Origin of the sequence: Vibrio sp. MMG023, from assembly GCF_021654215.1 — a bacterium.
GTDB classification, from domain to species: domain Bacteria; phylum Pseudomonadota; class Gammaproteobacteria; order Enterobacterales; family Vibrionaceae; genus Vibrio; species Vibrio jasicida.
The window spans coordinates 586,463-602,486 of the sequence record NZ_JAKFZP010000004.1 but is presented as its reverse complement, the minus strand read 5'-3'; the positions used below and the strand labels follow the sequence as shown (position 1 = coordinate 602,486).

The 16,024-nt window shown below is 48.8% G+C and carries 14 protein-coding genes; 11 read left to right on the top strand and 3 right to left on the bottom strand.

Annotation, left to right across the window (positions count from 1 at the left end; all coding sequences use genetic code 11):
* Positions 1-5: 5 nt before the first annotated feature.
* Positions 6-1,211, bottom strand: a complete 1,206-nt coding sequence (locus tag L1076_RS16185; RefSeq protein ID WP_237304010.1) for an acetyl-CoA C-acetyltransferase — start codon at positions 1,209-1,211, stop codon at positions 6-8.
* A 180-nt stretch (positions 1,212-1,391) separates the two neighbouring features.
* Between L1076_RS16185 and L1076_RS16180 the strand changes: the two genes are divergently transcribed.
* Together L1076_RS16180 and L1076_RS16175 are read left to right on the top strand one after the other, a co-directional pair.
* A complete protein-coding gene (locus L1076_RS16180) occupies positions 1,392-2,279 on the top strand; it encodes a TIM barrel protein (protein WP_237304009.1) in 888 nt (295 codons plus the stop codon).
* Positions 2,280-2,310: 31 nt separating this feature from the next.
* Complete coding sequence (locus L1076_RS16175; protein WP_237304067.1) at positions 2,311-3,060, top strand: sulfite exporter TauE/SafE family protein; 750 nt, start codon at positions 2,311-2,313, stop codon at positions 3,058-3,060.
* Positions 3,061-3,072: 12 nt separating this feature from the next.
* Here L1076_RS16175 and L1076_RS16170 read toward each other — a convergent pair whose 3' ends face one another.
* Together L1076_RS16170 and L1076_RS16165 are read right to left on the bottom strand one after the other, a co-directional pair.
* Entirely contained in the window at positions 3,073-3,963 is an 891-nt protein-coding gene (locus L1076_RS16170) for a LysR family transcriptional regulator (RefSeq protein WP_237304008.1), read from the bottom strand.
* 70 nt (positions 3,964-4,033) lie between these two features.
* On the bottom strand, positions 4,034-5,476 hold the full coding sequence (locus tag L1076_RS16165) for a sugar porter family MFS transporter (RefSeq protein ID WP_038881291.1): 1,443 nt from the start codon (positions 5,474-5,476) through the stop codon (positions 4,034-4,036).
* A gap of 537 nt (positions 5,477-6,013) precedes the next feature.
* Here L1076_RS16165 and iolE point away from each other — a divergent pair.
* From iolE to iolG, 9 genes are all read left to right on the top strand, one after another.
* Positions 6,014-6,907: a myo-inosose-2 dehydratase gene (iolE, locus tag L1076_RS16160; RefSeq protein WP_042600558.1), complete on the top strand. Its 894-nt coding sequence runs from the start codon at positions 6,014-6,016 to the stop codon at positions 6,905-6,907.
* Between the two features lie 93 nt (positions 6,908-7,000).
* Positions 7,001-8,872 carry a 3D-(3,5/4)-trihydroxycyclohexane-1,2-dione acylhydrolase (decyclizing) gene (gene iolD, locus L1076_RS16155; protein ID WP_237304007.1) on the top strand — a complete coding sequence of 624 codons (1,872 nt, stop codon included), beginning with the start codon at positions 7,001-7,003 and terminating at the stop codon, positions 8,870-8,872.
* A gap of 98 nt (positions 8,873-8,970) precedes the next feature.
* On the top strand, positions 8,971-10,146 hold the full coding sequence (locus L1076_RS16150; protein ID WP_237304006.1) for a Gfo/Idh/MocA family oxidoreductase: 1,176 nt from the start codon (positions 8,971-8,973) through the stop codon (positions 10,144-10,146).
* 12 nt (positions 10,147-10,158) lie between these two features.
* Positions 10,159-11,145, top strand: coding sequence for a 5-dehydro-2-deoxygluconokinase (gene iolC, locus L1076_RS16145; protein WP_237304005.1), 987 nt, complete (start codon positions 10,159-10,161; stop codon positions 11,143-11,145).
* Between the two features lie 180 nt (positions 11,146-11,325).
* On the top strand, positions 11,326-12,195 hold the full coding sequence (locus tag L1076_RS16140; RefSeq protein WP_045405835.1) for a 5-deoxy-glucuronate isomerase: 870 nt from the start codon (positions 11,326-11,328) through the stop codon (positions 12,193-12,195).
* Between the two features lie 10 nt (positions 12,196-12,205).
* The gene (locus tag L1076_RS16135) at positions 12,206-13,033 is read left to right on the top strand and encodes a class II fructose-bisphosphate aldolase (protein WP_005437843.1); all 828 of its coding nucleotides are present in this window, start codon (positions 12,206-12,208) and stop codon (positions 13,031-13,033) included.
* A gap of 72 nt (positions 13,034-13,105) precedes the next feature.
* Positions 13,106-13,939 (top strand): MurR/RpiR family transcriptional regulator, encoded by an 834-nt coding sequence (locus tag L1076_RS16130; RefSeq protein WP_005437844.1) that lies wholly within the window; start codon positions 13,106-13,108, stop codon positions 13,937-13,939.
* Positions 13,940-14,124: 185 nt separating this feature from the next.
* Positions 14,125-14,952, top strand: a complete 828-nt coding sequence (locus L1076_RS16125) for a sugar phosphate isomerase/epimerase family protein (protein ID WP_237304004.1) — start codon at positions 14,125-14,127, stop codon at positions 14,950-14,952.
* Positions 14,953-14,973: 21 nt separating this feature from the next.
* Entirely contained in the window at positions 14,974-15,960 is a 987-nt protein-coding gene (iolG, locus tag L1076_RS16120) for an inositol 2-dehydrogenase (RefSeq protein ID WP_237304003.1), read from the top strand.
* The last annotated feature ends 64 nt before the right edge of the window (positions 15,961-16,024 follow it).

The following is a 16,024-nucleotide window of genomic DNA, read 5'->3' as shown; positions in this document are numbered from 1 at the left end:
TCCTTCTAGCAACGTTTTAAAATCAACGCCGTGCCCATGCCGCCGCCAATACAAAGTGATGCCAAACCGTAATCGCGGCGTGTGCGTTGCAGTTGATAAACCAAGGTGGTCACAATGCGGTTACCGGATGCGCCGATTGGGTGACCCAGTGCAATGGCACCGCCACTTAAGTTACTGCGTTCTAGCAGCCATGCTTCATCGATATTGTGTTGCTCAGTAAGCGAGCGAACCACGCCAAGCGCTTGCGCTGCAAAGGCTTCGTTAAGCTCAAAAACGTCGATATCTTCAATCGCCATTTCGGCTTTGGCTAAGGTATTGGCAATTGCAGACACCGGACCTAGGCCCATCACTTCTGGAGCGATAGCACCTTGTCCATATTCGACGAGTTCTGCCAGTGGCTTGAGGTTATGGCGTTTCACTGCGCTTTCGGAAGCGAGCAAAATTGCGGATGCACCATCGTTAATACCGGATGCATTGCCTGCGGTAACGCTGCCTTCTTTATCGAATGCAGGGCGCAGCGTTTGTAAGCCTTCAAAGGTGCTGTCGGCTTTCGGATATTCGTCGTTTTTCACTTCGAATTTGCGTTTGCGATCCACAATAGTAATTGGCGCAATTTCCGCTTCAAAATGACCACTTTCTATCGCGCTGACTGCTTTACGTTGGCTTTGTAAGGCAAAGGCATCTTGGTCTTCTCGGCTGATTTGGAATTGTTTGGCGATATTTTCTGCCGTAACACCCATGTGGTAGTTGTGGAAGGCGTCCGTCAAACCGTCTTTGATGATGCTGTCTTCCTGGAGTTGATGACCCATGCGATAGCCGCGACGAATCTGACCAGAAGAGACATAAGGTGCGTTAGACATGCTCTCCATACCGCAAGTAAGCACTAACTCAGCATCGCTCGCTCGGATGTGGCTTGCACCGTCCATGATGACTTTCATGCCACTGCCACAAATCATATTGAGGGTGTAAGCGGGAACGGATTCTGGAATGCCTGCCTTCATTGCGGCTTGGCGACCCGGTCCCATGCCTGTGCCTCCAGTCAGTACGTTGCCCACAATCACTTCATCGATTTGTTCTGGTGCGATGTCCACTTGCTCCAAGGCTGCCTTGATGGCATGAGCACCTAATTCCACACCAGACAATGACGCTAACGAGCCATTAAAGCTGCCAATTGGGGTGCGCTTTGCCGCCACAATAAAGATTCGTTCCATACCGCTGTTTACTCCGTAATCGTTCTGTCACAACCAGTGTAGGGAGTGCGATGTGCTCGCGATATAGCCAGGAATTCAAAGCCGCTTTGCGAAAATGCAAAGTACAAACGAGGCGCAAATCACGAACATTTACCCTTACCAATCTTAAGGTGAAAGGAAATCAACTTAGGAGAAAAACACATGCTTGATCGTATTGCTTGCGCCCCATGTTGCTGGGGAGTGGAAGAGGCATCTCATGCGACCAACCCAAGCTGGGGAAAGGTGTTAATGGATGCAAGTGACAGTGGCTTTCGTGGTATCGAATTGGGGCCGGATGGCTTCTTCCCTGAAGATCCTGAACTGCTGAAAAGTGCGTTTCGCGTACGTGGATTGCAGGTGTGCGCAGGCAAGGTACAAGTGCCATTTTGCGATTCTGCAAACATGCCTGCCATTTTGGAAGAAGTCGAAACCGTTTGTCAGCGTTTGGATGCATTGGGTGTAAAGAACTTGCTGGTGATGGAAGGCATTCATGCAGAGCGCTATGGCTATATCGGACAAAGCGTCACTGCGCCGCGTTTGAAAATGGAAAGTAAACGAACCATGATTGCCAACCTTGAACGTATCATTAGCGTGGCTAGCCAATATGGTTTGCGTTGTTTACTTCACCCGGGCATCGGCGGTTACATCAGTTATAAAGACGAGATCGATTTTGTCATGAGTCAGATTCCCGGGACCAAACTGGGATTATGCATTGATATCGGGCATGTGTTTTTAGATGGGATGGACCCGCTAGGGATCATTCGTCAGTACGGATCACGCATCGAGCATATTCATGTTAAAGATATCTCGACGGATAAATTGAGGTTAGCTATTCGCGATAAGTTGGAGTGGGTCGATGCTTACAGCAAAGGGCTGATTACGCCACTAGGGGATGGCGATATCAAGCTCCAACAAGTGATGAGTGCACTTAAGGCGGCCGACTATCAAGGTTGGATCGTGGTCGAGCATGAACACGGCACCGCAGACGTGAGTCAGGTTTCGCGTGATTTAAAACGCAGTCGCAATTATCTCGCTCAGATTGTGGCGTAGTTCGATATTCGATTCTAAAAAGGTGACGATGATGCTCAGCGATCCTTGGTTCTATCTTTTGGCGATTCCTGCGGTGTTAATCTATGGCATTGGTAAAGGTGGGCTCGGTGGGGCACTGGGCATTTTGGCTGTTCCTATGATGGCGCTGGTGGTGCCGCCAACACAAGCCGCAGCGATTTTATTGCCCATTCTGTTGGTGATGGATGCCTTTGCGGTGCGTCATCATTATCGAAATGCCGATGTTCGAGTGCTTAAAACCATGCTGCCTGGGGCTTTGCTTGGCGTGGTATTAGCGGGCTTATTTCTGAGTATCACCCCAGAGTCGGGGTTGAAGATCACCGTTGGCATGCTGTCTTTGCTGTTCTGTTTTCAGTATTGGCTAAGTGGTGACTCACCCTCTCAATCAGGGAAATTAGGTGCTTGGATTTGGAGTACTCTGAGCGGCTTTTCCAGTACTGCAATTCATGCTGGTGGCGGTCCAGCGAGTATTTATTTACTGCCATTGAAACTGCCTAAAATCAACCTGATAGCGACCATGGCGGTGCTGTTCGGCATAGTGAATGTGGCGAAACTCGTGCCTTACATTTGGCTTGGTGAGTTTGATTCGACTAACTTGATGACTGCGCTAGTGTTGATTCCACTCGCGCCTGTTGGCGTTAAGATGGGCGTGTATCTTCTGCATCGCGTAAGTCAGGAAAGAATCTATCAGCTCTGTTACTTGTTCTTGTTTCTTTCAGGCGCCAAGCTGACTTACGATGGCGTCAGCACTTTATTGTTTTAAATCCAATCCGCCCTAACAAGGCTTTTCCAATAAGAACTCTTTGAACTTTATTGCCACTGGAGAGGCGGCTTTCGGTGAATGGTAATACAGATTCAAACTCCAAATACTGGTCTCATACTCTTCCAATAGCGGTACTAACTCGCCTTTATCTACTGCTTCTGTGGTGACAAATTGCGGTAAGTAAGCGACGCCTGCCCCCTTTAAGGTGCCACTGAGCAACAGGTCACTGTCATTCACTTCAATTGTTTTTGGCACTTTCAGCACCATGTTTTCCATTCCTTGGCGGAAGATCCAATCATTGCTGCCTGTCAGTGTGGTTGCAATCAAGCAAGCGTGGTCTCGTAGTGCTTCTGGATGCCTAGGCAAGCCATGCTTTTCTAGATATTGCGGCGAAGCCACGACGATAAACGGGCACTGCATCAGCTCGCGTTTCACCAGTAATAAATCTTTTTCACGGTAGCCTTGGAAGCTAGCGTTAGCGCTGATCATCAGGTCACATGTACTGGCATGATCCAATGCCCAAGGTGTGACGTTGATGTTGAAGGTCACCTTTGGGTTAAGCTTGGAATAATCGGCGATTTTGTCCATCAGGTAGTGATTGGCATACACGGGCGTGCACGCGATGTTGATATGACCTTTTTCGCTGTCTTGGAAGTTTTCTAATTTGCGGCTGATACGCTCGGCGCTGTCAACAAGAGGAGAGAACTCTTCATATAAGGTTTGGCCTGCTTGAGTGGCCTCCAATAATCGGTTCGAGCGGCGGCATAGGGTAGTACCGAAGTGTTGTTCCAACTCTTGCAGCCAGCGGCTTCCGGCGGAGACTGAAATATTGAATTTACGCGCTGCGGAGGAGATAGACCCAGAGCGGATCACATAGACAAAGAACGCCATTTTATCGAGCATGAGGTTTGCCTCCAAAAGCAAAAGGGAACAAGTGCTAACACCTGTTCCCTTTGTAAAACATTAAGTTATCTTATGCACGTGCTTCAGTCGCAGTTCCAGATACTTTTTTACCCAGTTTTTTCGCCATCGCTTCTTCCATTTTCTCCAAGCTGACGCCTTTGGTTTCAGGCACATACTTGACGACCACGAACATACAAATGAGTGACAACACGCCGAATAACCAGAAGGCAAAGGCACCGTTGAAGTTCTCTTGTAGGTAGGCGTTTTCATTGAGCATTGGGAATGACTGCGTCACGATAAAGCCAGTAAACCATTGTGCACCGACCGCGATAGCCATGGCACGAGAGCGGATACTGTTCGGGAAGATTTCTGAAATCATAGTCCAACATGCGCAGCCCCAAGAGGTCGCGTAAGACACCACGTACAGACAAAGTGCGAATAGCGCCGCGTAACCTTCCGTTTGCTGGTAAAGCACGTAGCCAACGATGAACATACCGAACGCACAGCCAAAGGTGCCGTATTTCATCAGTGGCAAGCGGCCGACTTTATCGATCAGGTACATACCCAAAGCGTTACCACCGATAAATACGATACCCACGAAAGTGGTTTGGAATAGCGCGTTTTCAGTAGAGCCTGTGATTGGTTTTAAGATCTCCGGAGTGTAGTACATGATCACGTTGATACCGGTTAGCTGCTGAGCTGCTGCGACAAACGTACCGATAACCAAGATTGCGAACAATAATGGCGAACGCAGGCTGACCTTGTTCTTCTTCGCACCATGACTTTCTACTAACGACTCTTGGATCTCTTTGATCAAGCGGTCCGCGTGTTTCGGGTTAGAAATTCGAGAGAGAGTATCTTTTGCTTCGGCGACTTTGCCTTTTAGTACCAGCCAACGTGGTGACTCTGGAATGAGGAACAGCAACATGGCGAAAAGCGCGGCTGGAATCACTTCTGACCCGAGCATCCAACGCCAACCGAGATCGACGAGCCAAGCCTCGGACATGCCTTTTGCAATTAAATAGTTAACGTAGAACACGCCAGTCTGACCGATAACCGCGGATTGCTGGAACATGCTCACCGCGCGCCCACGGAAGTCTTTTGGCGCGACTTCCGACATGTACATTGGTGATACCACACAAGCCAGACCTACCGCGACACCGCCTACGATACGGAGCATGACATAGAACGAAAAGGTTTGTGCGAGGGCAGAACCGATGGCTGAAATGATAAAGAGGATAGCGGCGATAAAGAGTGTGTTGCGTCGACCGTATTTAAGGGCTGCCCAACCTGCGCTTACTGCGCCAATAATACTTCCTAGTACAACGCTGGATACGGCCCAACCGGTTTGTGCTGCTGACAATCCGAAATATTCACGGATTGGTCCAATTGCCCCAGAGATAACAGCAGTGTCGTAACCTAATAAGATGCCTCCGAGTGCAGCGATACAACAAATCCTAATGATGTAGGCGAGGTTGTGCTTTCGAGCTTCGGCCTTGGATGTAGCTTCCATTGTTTTTTCCTTTATTAGATCCCCAATCCTTCCCTTAACCATCGAATAAGAGCCAGTTGGGTAGCGGCCAATACTCCGCTTTGTAGGGTACGAGTATTGGATATCTATATTGCCGACTTGTTGTGTTTATTAGATGTATGAAAATTATTTTTCATTTGTCGGTTGGTTTAATCATATTTACTCTTTTGTTATTCGACTAGGTGTCTGTTCGTTTTTTATCCTAAAGTGTTATCCAAATCAAATAATGAAAAACATTTTTCATTTGATGTGATTTGTTTAACTTTATGATTTTAAATGATAAATTATAAACGAGATCCAGATCATACTCGCTTGAAAGGCACGTGGTTATTAGCTTTTTTCATGATTTAACAATTTGATGACATCGATTGCCTTGGTTGAAAAATATTTTTCAATTTGTCTTTTTTTCGCTAATGTAATTTCCAGTGAAACGAAATTGGTGAAAGAAAAGCATCGATAAAAACACGCTTTTACTTCACGACATTTATTAAATAACGCAAACATTGTCGGAGAATAAAAATGAGCAACGTGCAATATGGAATTAGCCCACTGACTTGGACCAACGATGATATGCCTGAATTAGGCGGCGATATCCCATTGGAAACGTGTCTAAGTGAAATGGCAGAAGCTGGTTTCACTGGTACAGAGCTAGGTACTAAGTACCCACGTGAGCCAGAAGTTCTAATCCCTCTACTAGAAAAACATGGCCTAGTGCTCGCTTCTGGCTGGTACAGCGGCAACCTAATGAAGCTGACTGCGGAAGAAGAAATCGCAGCGATGCAAGAGCACATCAAATTGCTTAAGGCTGCTGGCTGTAAAGCAATGGTGTTCGGTGAAGTGAGCAACACGGTTCACGGCGACATCAACACGCCACTTTCTCAACGCGTGATCCTTACTATGGATGAGTGGAAAACCTACTGCGCGAAACTCACTCAAGTTGCGGAATACCTTCTAAACGAGCACGACATCAAGCTGTCTTTCCACCATCACGTCGGCACCATCTGTGAAACGGAAGATGACATCAACATGATGATGGAATTCACCGGCGAAGCCGTTTACCTAACCCTAGATACAGGTCACATCACTTACGGTGGTGGTAACCCAGTGACCATGATCAAACGTTGGGGGCACCGTATTGGCCACATGCACTTTAAAGATCTGCGCCTAGAAGTGATGAAAGCCGCGCGTGATGCAGACAAGTCATTCCTAAACGCAGTGCTTGATGGCGTATTCACTGTTCCTGGTACAGGTGACGTGGATTACGACGACGTATTTGCAGCACTGAAAGAGCGCAACTACCAAGGTTGGTTGTTGGTTGAAGCAGAGCAAGACCCAGCGAAAGCGCACCCATTGACGTACGCGAAAACCGCTTACGAGAACATTACAGGCTACGCGAAGAAATACGGCCTATAAGAGCACAAGCAAGGAAGGGGAGATTCGTCTCCCCTGTATCAAGCCGCGGAGACAACGTGGCTACAAAAATGATTGATACTACCGGGGAAGACAATGAAAACTGTACGCCTAACTGTTGCAGAAGCGCTAGCTCAGTACCTAGCCGCACAAATGATTGAAATTGATGGTAAAAAAGAACAGCTGTTTGGTGCGGCGTTTGCCATCTTTGGTCACGGTAACGTGACGTGTTTTGGCCAACAGCTAAAAAACATCGAAGACAAAATTCCGACTTGGCGTGGTCAAAATGAGCAGTCGATGGCAACAGCGGCAATCGCGTATGCCAAAGCGAACTTACGTCGTCGCATCGGCATCGCGACCAGTTCAATTGGTCCGGGTGCAACCAATATGGTTACCGCAGCAGGTATCGCGCACACAAACCGCTTACCAGTGCTTTTGATTTCTGGTGATGCTTACGTCAGTCGTCTGCCAGATCCTGTGCTTCAACAGCCAGAGAATTTCTACGATCCTTCGATCACTTGTAACGATGCGTTCAAACCGCTAACACGTTACTGGGATCGTATTATCTCGCCAACACAATTGATGCACTCATTGCCTCAGGCAATTGACACCATGCTTGACCCAGAAACCTGTGGTCCAGCGTTTATCGGCTTACCACAAGATATTCAGGGCGTGGCTTACGATTTCCCTGAAGTCTTCTTCCAAGAAAAAGTACACCGCATTCGTCGTCCAGAGCCAGAAGTGGCAGATCTAGAAGATGCAAAAGCGGCGCTGCTTAGCGCGAAACAACCTTTGGTTATCTCTGGCGGTGGTGTGCATTACTCACTAGCAACGGACGAGTTGGCTGCCTTTGCGAAAAAACACAACATCCCAGTGGTTGAGACCATTGCCGGTCGTGCCACGATGCTGCAAGACAATCCTCTGAACGCAGGTCCAATCGGCGTGACCGGTTCAGACTCTGCAAACTACATGGCAGCGCATGCGGATGTGGTGTTGGCGGTGGGTACTCGCTTACAAGACTTCACGACAGGCTCTTGGTCGGTGTTCAAGAACCCCGATATGAAGCTGGTTACCATCAATACCGCACGCTTTGATGCCATTAAACATCGCGCTATTCCAGTTAAAGCAGACGCAAAACGTGGCTTAGTTGAGCTGTCTAACCTACTGGGTGATTTCCGTAGCAGTGACGAATGGGCGGTAACGGCGAAAGTGCAAGCGGATGAATGGAAGGCCGTGGTGCATCGCCGTACTCATCCTCAACCAGGCGACCTACTCGACGGTACGTCTTCTTATGCAGAAGTGATTGGCAAGCTCAACAAATCTATGCAGCCGGGCGACACCGTACTTACGGCAGCGGGTGGCTTACCAGCAGAGCTCGCGATGAACTGGCAGAACTACCAAATTGGTAAGTTCGACATTGAATTTGGCTTCTCTTGCATGGGTTATGAAATCGCAGGTGGCTGGGGTGCGAAAGTTGCGAACCCAGATAACGATGTGGTTGTGCTCGTCGGTGATGGCTCTTACCTGATTCAAAACTCAGACATCTACTCGTCAGTTCTGACGGGTCACAAGATGATTGTCGTGGTATGCGATAACGGTGGTTTCGCGGTGATCAACAAGCTGCAAAACAATACGGGTAACGAGTCGTTCAATAACCTATTGGAAGACTGTCGCCGTCCTGATGGCGAGGTAGCTCGCGTGGACTTTGCTAAGCATGCCGAAGCGCAAGGCGCAATCAGCGAGAAGTTGACCTCAATCGACCAGTTTGATGACGCATTCCAACGCGCAAAAGAAGCCGACCGTACTTACGTGATTGTGGTCGACATCGACCCAGTATCGCCAATGGCTTGGTCTAAGTGTGATTGCTGGTGGGAAGTGGGACTTCCTCAAGTGACACGCAATGACGACACCGCAGAGAAAGTGGCGGCATGGGAAGAAGGCAGAGCAGCGCAACGTGCCGGCGTTTAATCCCAAACCGATTTATGTATCAAAACATCCAGCTTTAAAACAGATTTCAACAATTCGATTTATAGGCTCTTAAACAAGAGCCTATCAAGGAGTCAAACATGTTTAATGAAGAACGTCATTTTGAACAACCAATCCGTTGGGCAATGGTCGGCGGTGGTCGTGGCAGTCAGATCGGTTACTCGCACCGTAATGCGGCGCAGCGCGATGGTTTGTTCAAATTGGTCGCTGGTGCATTCGATTTGGATGCGGATCGTTGTCGTGATTTCGGTGAGAACTTAGGTCTAGATGGCGACCGTTGCTACACAAATTACAAAGAGATGTTTGAGAAAGAAGCGCAACGCGAAGATGGCATTCAAGCTGTTTCGGTAGCAACACCAAACTCAACCCACTACGAAATTTGCAAAGCGGCACTGGAAGCTAACTTACACGTGGTGTGTGAAAAACCAATCACCTTCACGACGGAAGAAGCAGAAGAGCTCAAACAGATCGCAGCAGAGCGCAATCGCGTGATTGGCGTGATGTACGGTTACAGCGGTTTCCCAATGGTTCAGCAAGCGCGTGAAATGGTGAAGCGTGGTGATCTGGGTGAGATTCGTGTGGTGAACATGCAGTTTGCTCACGGTTTCCACAACGAAGAATACGAGAAAAACGATCCAGGTTTGAAATGGCGCGTCAGCCCAGAAGTCTCAGGTCCAACTTATGTTTTAGGCGATGTAGGTACGCACGCTTTCTACCTGTGTGAAGTGATGACAGGTCTTGAAATTGACCGTCTGTCTTGCATGCGTCAAAGCTTCATCAAGTCACGTGCTCCGCTCGAAGATAACGCTCACATCATGATGCAATTCAAAGATGGCGCGGTCGGTACGCTTTGGGCATCGGCAGTGAACGCAGGTTCGATGCACCAACAAAAAATCCGCATCGTCGGTTCGAAAGCGTCCATCGAATGGTGGGATGAGCAACCAAACCAACTTCGTTTTGAAGTGCAGGGTGAAGCACCACGAATTCTAGAGCGTGGCATGGGCTACCTATACCAAGATGCTCCGGGTGTGGCTTCTAACCGTGTCGGTGGTGGCCATGCAGAAGGTTACTTCGAATCATGGGCGAACTTGTACCACCGTTTCGCGTTGGCATTTGATGCCGCGGACCGTGATGACCAACAAGCGCTGTCTGAAATTTGGTTCCCAGGAATCGATGCAGGTATCGAAGGCGTGCGCCTATGCGAGAAGTGTGTGGAATCTGCAGACCAGAACGCCGCTTGGGTTGATTACAAATAATAGGAACAGACGATGACAAACATTGCACTTGAAACAAATCGACCATTGGATGCCATCGTTTTAGGACGTGCGGGCGTAGATCTCTACGCTCGCGAAGCTAAAACCGACATGGCGGACATCTCTGGCTTCAACAAATTCGTTGGTGGCTCAGCAGCGAACATTGCGGTGGGCATTGCCAAGTTAGGCGGTAAGGTCGGCTTTATTGGCTGCGTGGCTGACGATGCATTCGGTGGTTACGTTAAAGGTTACATGACGGAGCAAGGCATCAACCTTGATGGCATGAGAACCGATGATTCTGGTTCGCGCACTTCGGTGGCATTCACAGAGATGAAGCCAAAAGATTGCACCGTGCTTATCTACCGCAACAACGCATCGGATTTGACCATCAAACCAGAAGAGATCGACCCAGCTTACATCGCTAGCTCAAAAGTCTTGGTGGTCACGGGAACAGCATTGTCGGAAAGCCCAAGCCGTGAAGCCACTTTGATTGCGATGCAGCATGCGCGCCGCAGCAATACCTTAGTGGTGTTGGATGTCGATTACCGTCCTTACTCTTGGCGTACGGATACCGATGCTTCGATTTACTACGGCATTGCCGCGGGTCTTTCAGACATCGTGATCGGTAACCGTGAAGAATTCGACATGATGGAAACCGTCATTGCTCCGGGAAACACCGATGATGACCAAACGGCGGCTCGCTTCATAACAGAGAACACTCAAGTGGTGGTGGTGAAAGCTGGTGAGCATGGCTCGAAAGTGTACGACCGTACCGGTCATAAGTTCGAGCAAGGCATTTTCCGAGTCGAAGCCAACAAACCATTTGGCTCTGGTGACTCATTCGCCGGAGGTCTGATTTGGACGCTAGTTACTGGCGGTTCGCTAGAAGAGGGCGTACGCAACGGCACGGCTGCAGCGGCGATTAATGTCAGCGGTCACAGCTGCACAGAGGCCATGCCAACTAAGGAACAACTATTCGATTTTATTGAGACGCGAAGTTAAGCACGGTTTGGTGCTTTCGGGCACCACATTGCTGCGCGTTTGGTCTCCCGGGCCGGTATGTCACTTGAGGGTAACCAAACAGTGCGCGTACACACCATCGTGGCCCGGCTTTTTTGTTAAGCCACTTTCAGAAGGATAGGACAGTCTCGTTATCAAACGAACTGTGAGGAGAAAAGAAAAATGGGAAAACACATTCCACCATTTGATAACAAGAATGAACCAATTATTGGTGCGAACGACGAAGTAACACCGCTATGTTACTTCAACCAAGTGTTCTTGAATCAGAACGAAACCTTTGACCATGTCATCGAAGGGTATGAGTCTGTCATCGTATTGGCTGGCGGTACTTGCAGCATCACCGTAACGAAAGACGGCGAGAGCGAAACGTTCGACAACATTGGTAAGCGTAAATCAGTTTGGGACGGCAACCCAGAAGCGGTTTATGTACCACTTGGCTACCGTGCGACCATTCAATGTGTGAGCGACAAGGCTGACGTCATGATTGCGGGTGGTAAGTTTGAAGCGTCACTGGAGCCTTTCTGTGTCCGCGAAGAGACCGTGGATATGGTTCAGTACGGTTCAGATGACACCAAAACACACCGCAAGATCAAACACGTGCTGGGTCAATCCAACGCAGATAAACGTGGTCGTTTATTAGTGAGTGAACTATTCACCGTTGGGGCTGGTGGTTGGTCTGGCTTCCCTCCACATAAGCACGATGAAGATCGTGTTAAGCCTGACGGTAGCAAAGAAACCCTTTACGAAGAAGTGTACCAATTCCGCTTCAACCCAGACTTCGGCTTTGGTGCGCAGTTCCTATATGAGCACGAAGACGACTTTGGTCCGGTTTACCACGTGCGCACGGGCTCAGTGATCGCCATCGACAAAGGCTATCACCCAAGCGTGGCGGCACCGGGCTACGAAATGTATTACTTCACCATCATCGTTGGCAAAACAGAGAAATCTTTGATTCAGCACTTCGATCCGCACCACGAATACCAAGTGGAAACGATCCCTGGCATCAAAGACATGATCGCGAAATTTAAGTAGGGGAATCATCATGTTGGTAAATTTGAATGACCTATTGCCAGAGGCTGCGGCGTCTAACTACGCTGTCCCTTGCTTTAATGTGTTCGGCTTTGAAGATGCACGTGCTGTTGTTGAAGCGGCAGAGCAAGTGAACAAACCTGTAATTTTAGCCTGCAACAAAGACGTAGTGGATTTTTATGGCGTCGAAACCGCTGCGGCGATGTTCCTAAATCTAGCGCACAAGAGCACAGTGCCTGTTGTGCTTCACCTTGACCACACTTACGAAGAAGACATCGTCTTTCGTGCGCTTAAAGCTGGGTTTAGTTCCGTGATGTTTGATGGCTCGCAACTGACGTTGGACGAGAACATTGCTCGCACCAAGAAAGTCGTGGAAGTGGCGCATGCGTTAGGAGCATCGGTAGAGGGTGAAATTGGTTCGGTGCCTTATGAAGAAGGTCGCGACCACATAAAATCTATCTACACAGAACCGGAAGACGCGGCGCGCTTTGCAGAAGAAAGTGGCGTTGATTGTGTCGCAATTTCCGTCGGCAACGTTCACCGCTTAACCGAGCCAACTTGTACTATCGATTTTGGTCGCTTAGACCGTATCGCAAATGCTGTGGCGGTGCCGTTGGTGATTCATGGTTCGAGTGGTATCCGTGATGAAGACATGCTCAAGCTCAAGCAAAGCCGCGTATCCAAGTTCAATATTGGCACCTGTTTGCGTCAGGCTCTGGGTCATAATCTTCGCGATTACATGAACCAGGAACCACAAAAGTTTGACCGTATTTACTTCATGCAAAAGGCGATGCCTTATGTGAAAGAAGAAGCGGTACGAAACTTTGAATTATTATCTTAAAATAGCGGCCCCTTTTGTTACTATAAGGGGCCTCTATCTCCAAGCGTTCATTGATAGGAGAGCAGTATAACTATGGATGTTGAAGTGAAAGCACCTGCAGATTTAGACACACTAAAAGAGTTAATCGCAAAACGTTACGACAGTTTGAGCGGGCGTTTGCAGCAAGTCGCGGATTTCGTAACCGACCAGCCGATGCTGGTGGCGGTAGAAACCATGGCGACCATTGCCAAGCAAGCCAACGTCCCCCTGTCGACTTTGAGTCGATTCTCTAATGCGATGGGCTTTGATGGCTTCACTTCTATGCAAGTACTGTTTCGCGATCAATATTTGAATCGCCCGAGAGATTACAAAGAGCGCGTTCGTAAAGCTCGTGAGATGGAGGACGTCCCGCATGACTCGCCTCAAGCCATCTTCCAAGATTTCGGACACGCGAACATTGAAGCATTAGAACAGCTTCAAATGTCGGTCTCTCCTCAAAAGCTGGAACGTGCAGTGGCTCTGATGGATGGTGCTGAAACCATCTACATTCAGGGGACTCGCCGCGCTTACCCAGTGGCTTTCTATCTTTGGTACGCCCTCATGAAATCTGACAAGAGTGTCGTGCTCTTGGATGATCACGGTGGCATGTTGTCTCCGTTAACTCGACGAATGAACGATAAAGATGTTCTGTTTGCTATCACCTTCAATCCATACGCGGAAGAAACCAGCCAACTGATTGATGATGCTTGCAAAAAGAACGTGCCGATTGTCTGCATTACTGATAACCAAATGACGCCTCATGGCAGCAAAATGGATGTCTGTTTTGAAGTGCAAGAAGGCGAATTGATGGGCTTCCGTTCGCTCAGCAGCTCCATGTATTTGGCGCAGGCGATTGCGGTGAGTCTGATTTGTCGAGAAGTGAAGTAATTTCATCGCTCAGTAATCTCGAATAGGGACGCGATCCTGCGAGCGAATAAGCAGTAAAGCGCGCAGATTTTTCCATACCTTTGTCCACTGATTAGGTGCAACTTAGCGGTTGTGCTGCGGGTTTGCTCGAGCTGAATTCGGCTTATGTCCTGCAATGTACAGGGCAATGAGAAGAGGTAAATCTGATGCGTTTTGCTCTACATGGCATGTGCTCTCTGCACAGTAATATTCTATCTGATGTCCGACTTGCCAAAGAAACTGGCTACCAAGGGCTCGAAATCCACACCGAAAAACTCTGGCGTTATATTCAAGCTGGCTTCACTGCTGAACAACTCAAACAGCGCATGGATGAGTTTGGCATTGTCCCAACAGCGATCGACATCATTGGCGCAGTTGAAGTGACAGATAAAGCCGGCCAACGTCAATTGTTCCAAGATTCAGAGACGTTGTGCCGTTTTGCGCAAGCCGTGGGTGCACCTACCATCCAGCTCAATGCTTTTGAGGCATTAAATGGCTTAAACAAAGAGCAAAACATCGAACTCACGGCGCAGAACATTCGCCAGATTGTCGATATTGGTAAGAGCTATGGTATCCGTTTCCAATATGAAGGCGCGGCTTGGACTCCAATCGCCAAGTTGGAAGATTACTTCCGCCTGTACGACGCCGTCGGCCGCGACAACTTTGGTTTTGTTCTGGATACATGGCACTTATGGGCATGTCGCGGGGCAACGTTGGAGCAAGTGGCAAATATCGATGCCGAGCTGATTTACAATGTGCACTTGTCTGACGGTAAGCGTCCTGCTCCGGGCGAGGCTTGGCCCGATGAGCGCGCTCTACGTGGTTACTTGTTAGGGCAAGGTGAGGTGCCATTAAAAGAATGGGTCGATGCGATTCGCCAAACAGGTTACGACGGCTTCTATTCTGGTGAATTCCTCAATGACCAACTGTGGGAAGGGGATTACTACGACATAGCCACAGATATGTTGGCGGGCATGAAGCGTCAATTCGATTAAGCGACACGGAAGGGAATTACTATGTTTAATATTGCTTTATTTGGAGCGGGTCGAATTGGTCAAGTCCATGCGGTCAATATCGAACGTTCACCAGAAACCACGATTTATTCGCTTATCGAACCTTATGAAGTCTATGCGGATCAGTTTTGTGCGCAGTATCCGCAGACAAAACGCCAAACCGTAGAAGAGGCGATGGCGGATGACGACGTTCATGCGGTGTGCATTTGCTCTTCAACCGACACTCATGCGGATTTGATTGAGCGAGCAGCAAAAGCAGGTAAAGCCATCTTTTGTGAGAAGCCAATCGACCTTGATTTGGGGCGAGTACGTGATTGCTTGGGCGTAGTAAATCAGCATCAAGTGCCTTTCCTATTAGGCTTCAATCGCCGCTTTGATCCGCATTTCCTGAGTCTTAAGAAAGCGTTGGATGACGGTCAAATTGGAGAACCAGCAAGCGTAATCATCACGTCTCGCGATCCTGCGCCCCCGCCAGCGCAATACAGCAAATCGTCCGGTGGTATGTTCCGTGATATGACGATTCACGATCTCGACATGGCGCGGTTTATCTTAGGGGAAGATCCAATCGCGGTTACTGCACATGGCAGTTGCAAGGTAGATCCTGCCATCGGTGAAGCGGGAGATGTCGATACCAGTGTGGTGACGCTTACATTCCCTTCTGGCGCGATGGCGACGATTCATAACAGTCGTCGCTCTGGTTACGGGTACGATCAACGTCTCGAAGTGCATGGCGAGAAAGGTACGCTGCAAGTGGCGAATCTGACCGAAAATCTAGTCAGCCGCAGTACAGAAACAGGGCAAACAGGCGCAACACCGAAGTACTTCTTCTTAGAGCGTTATGAGCGTGCTTACGTGGCGGAATGGCAACACTTTGTTGAAGTACTGAAAGGCGAAGCGCCATGCTGCTCTGGCATAGATGGCGAGATTGCTCTGACGCTAGCGGATGCTGCGTTAGAGTCGATGCAAACAGGGAAGACGGTTCGTTTGTAAGTCACCCTTAACAGGAAACAAAAAGGGGAGCCGCATTGGCTCCCCTTTCTATTTCCTACACCAA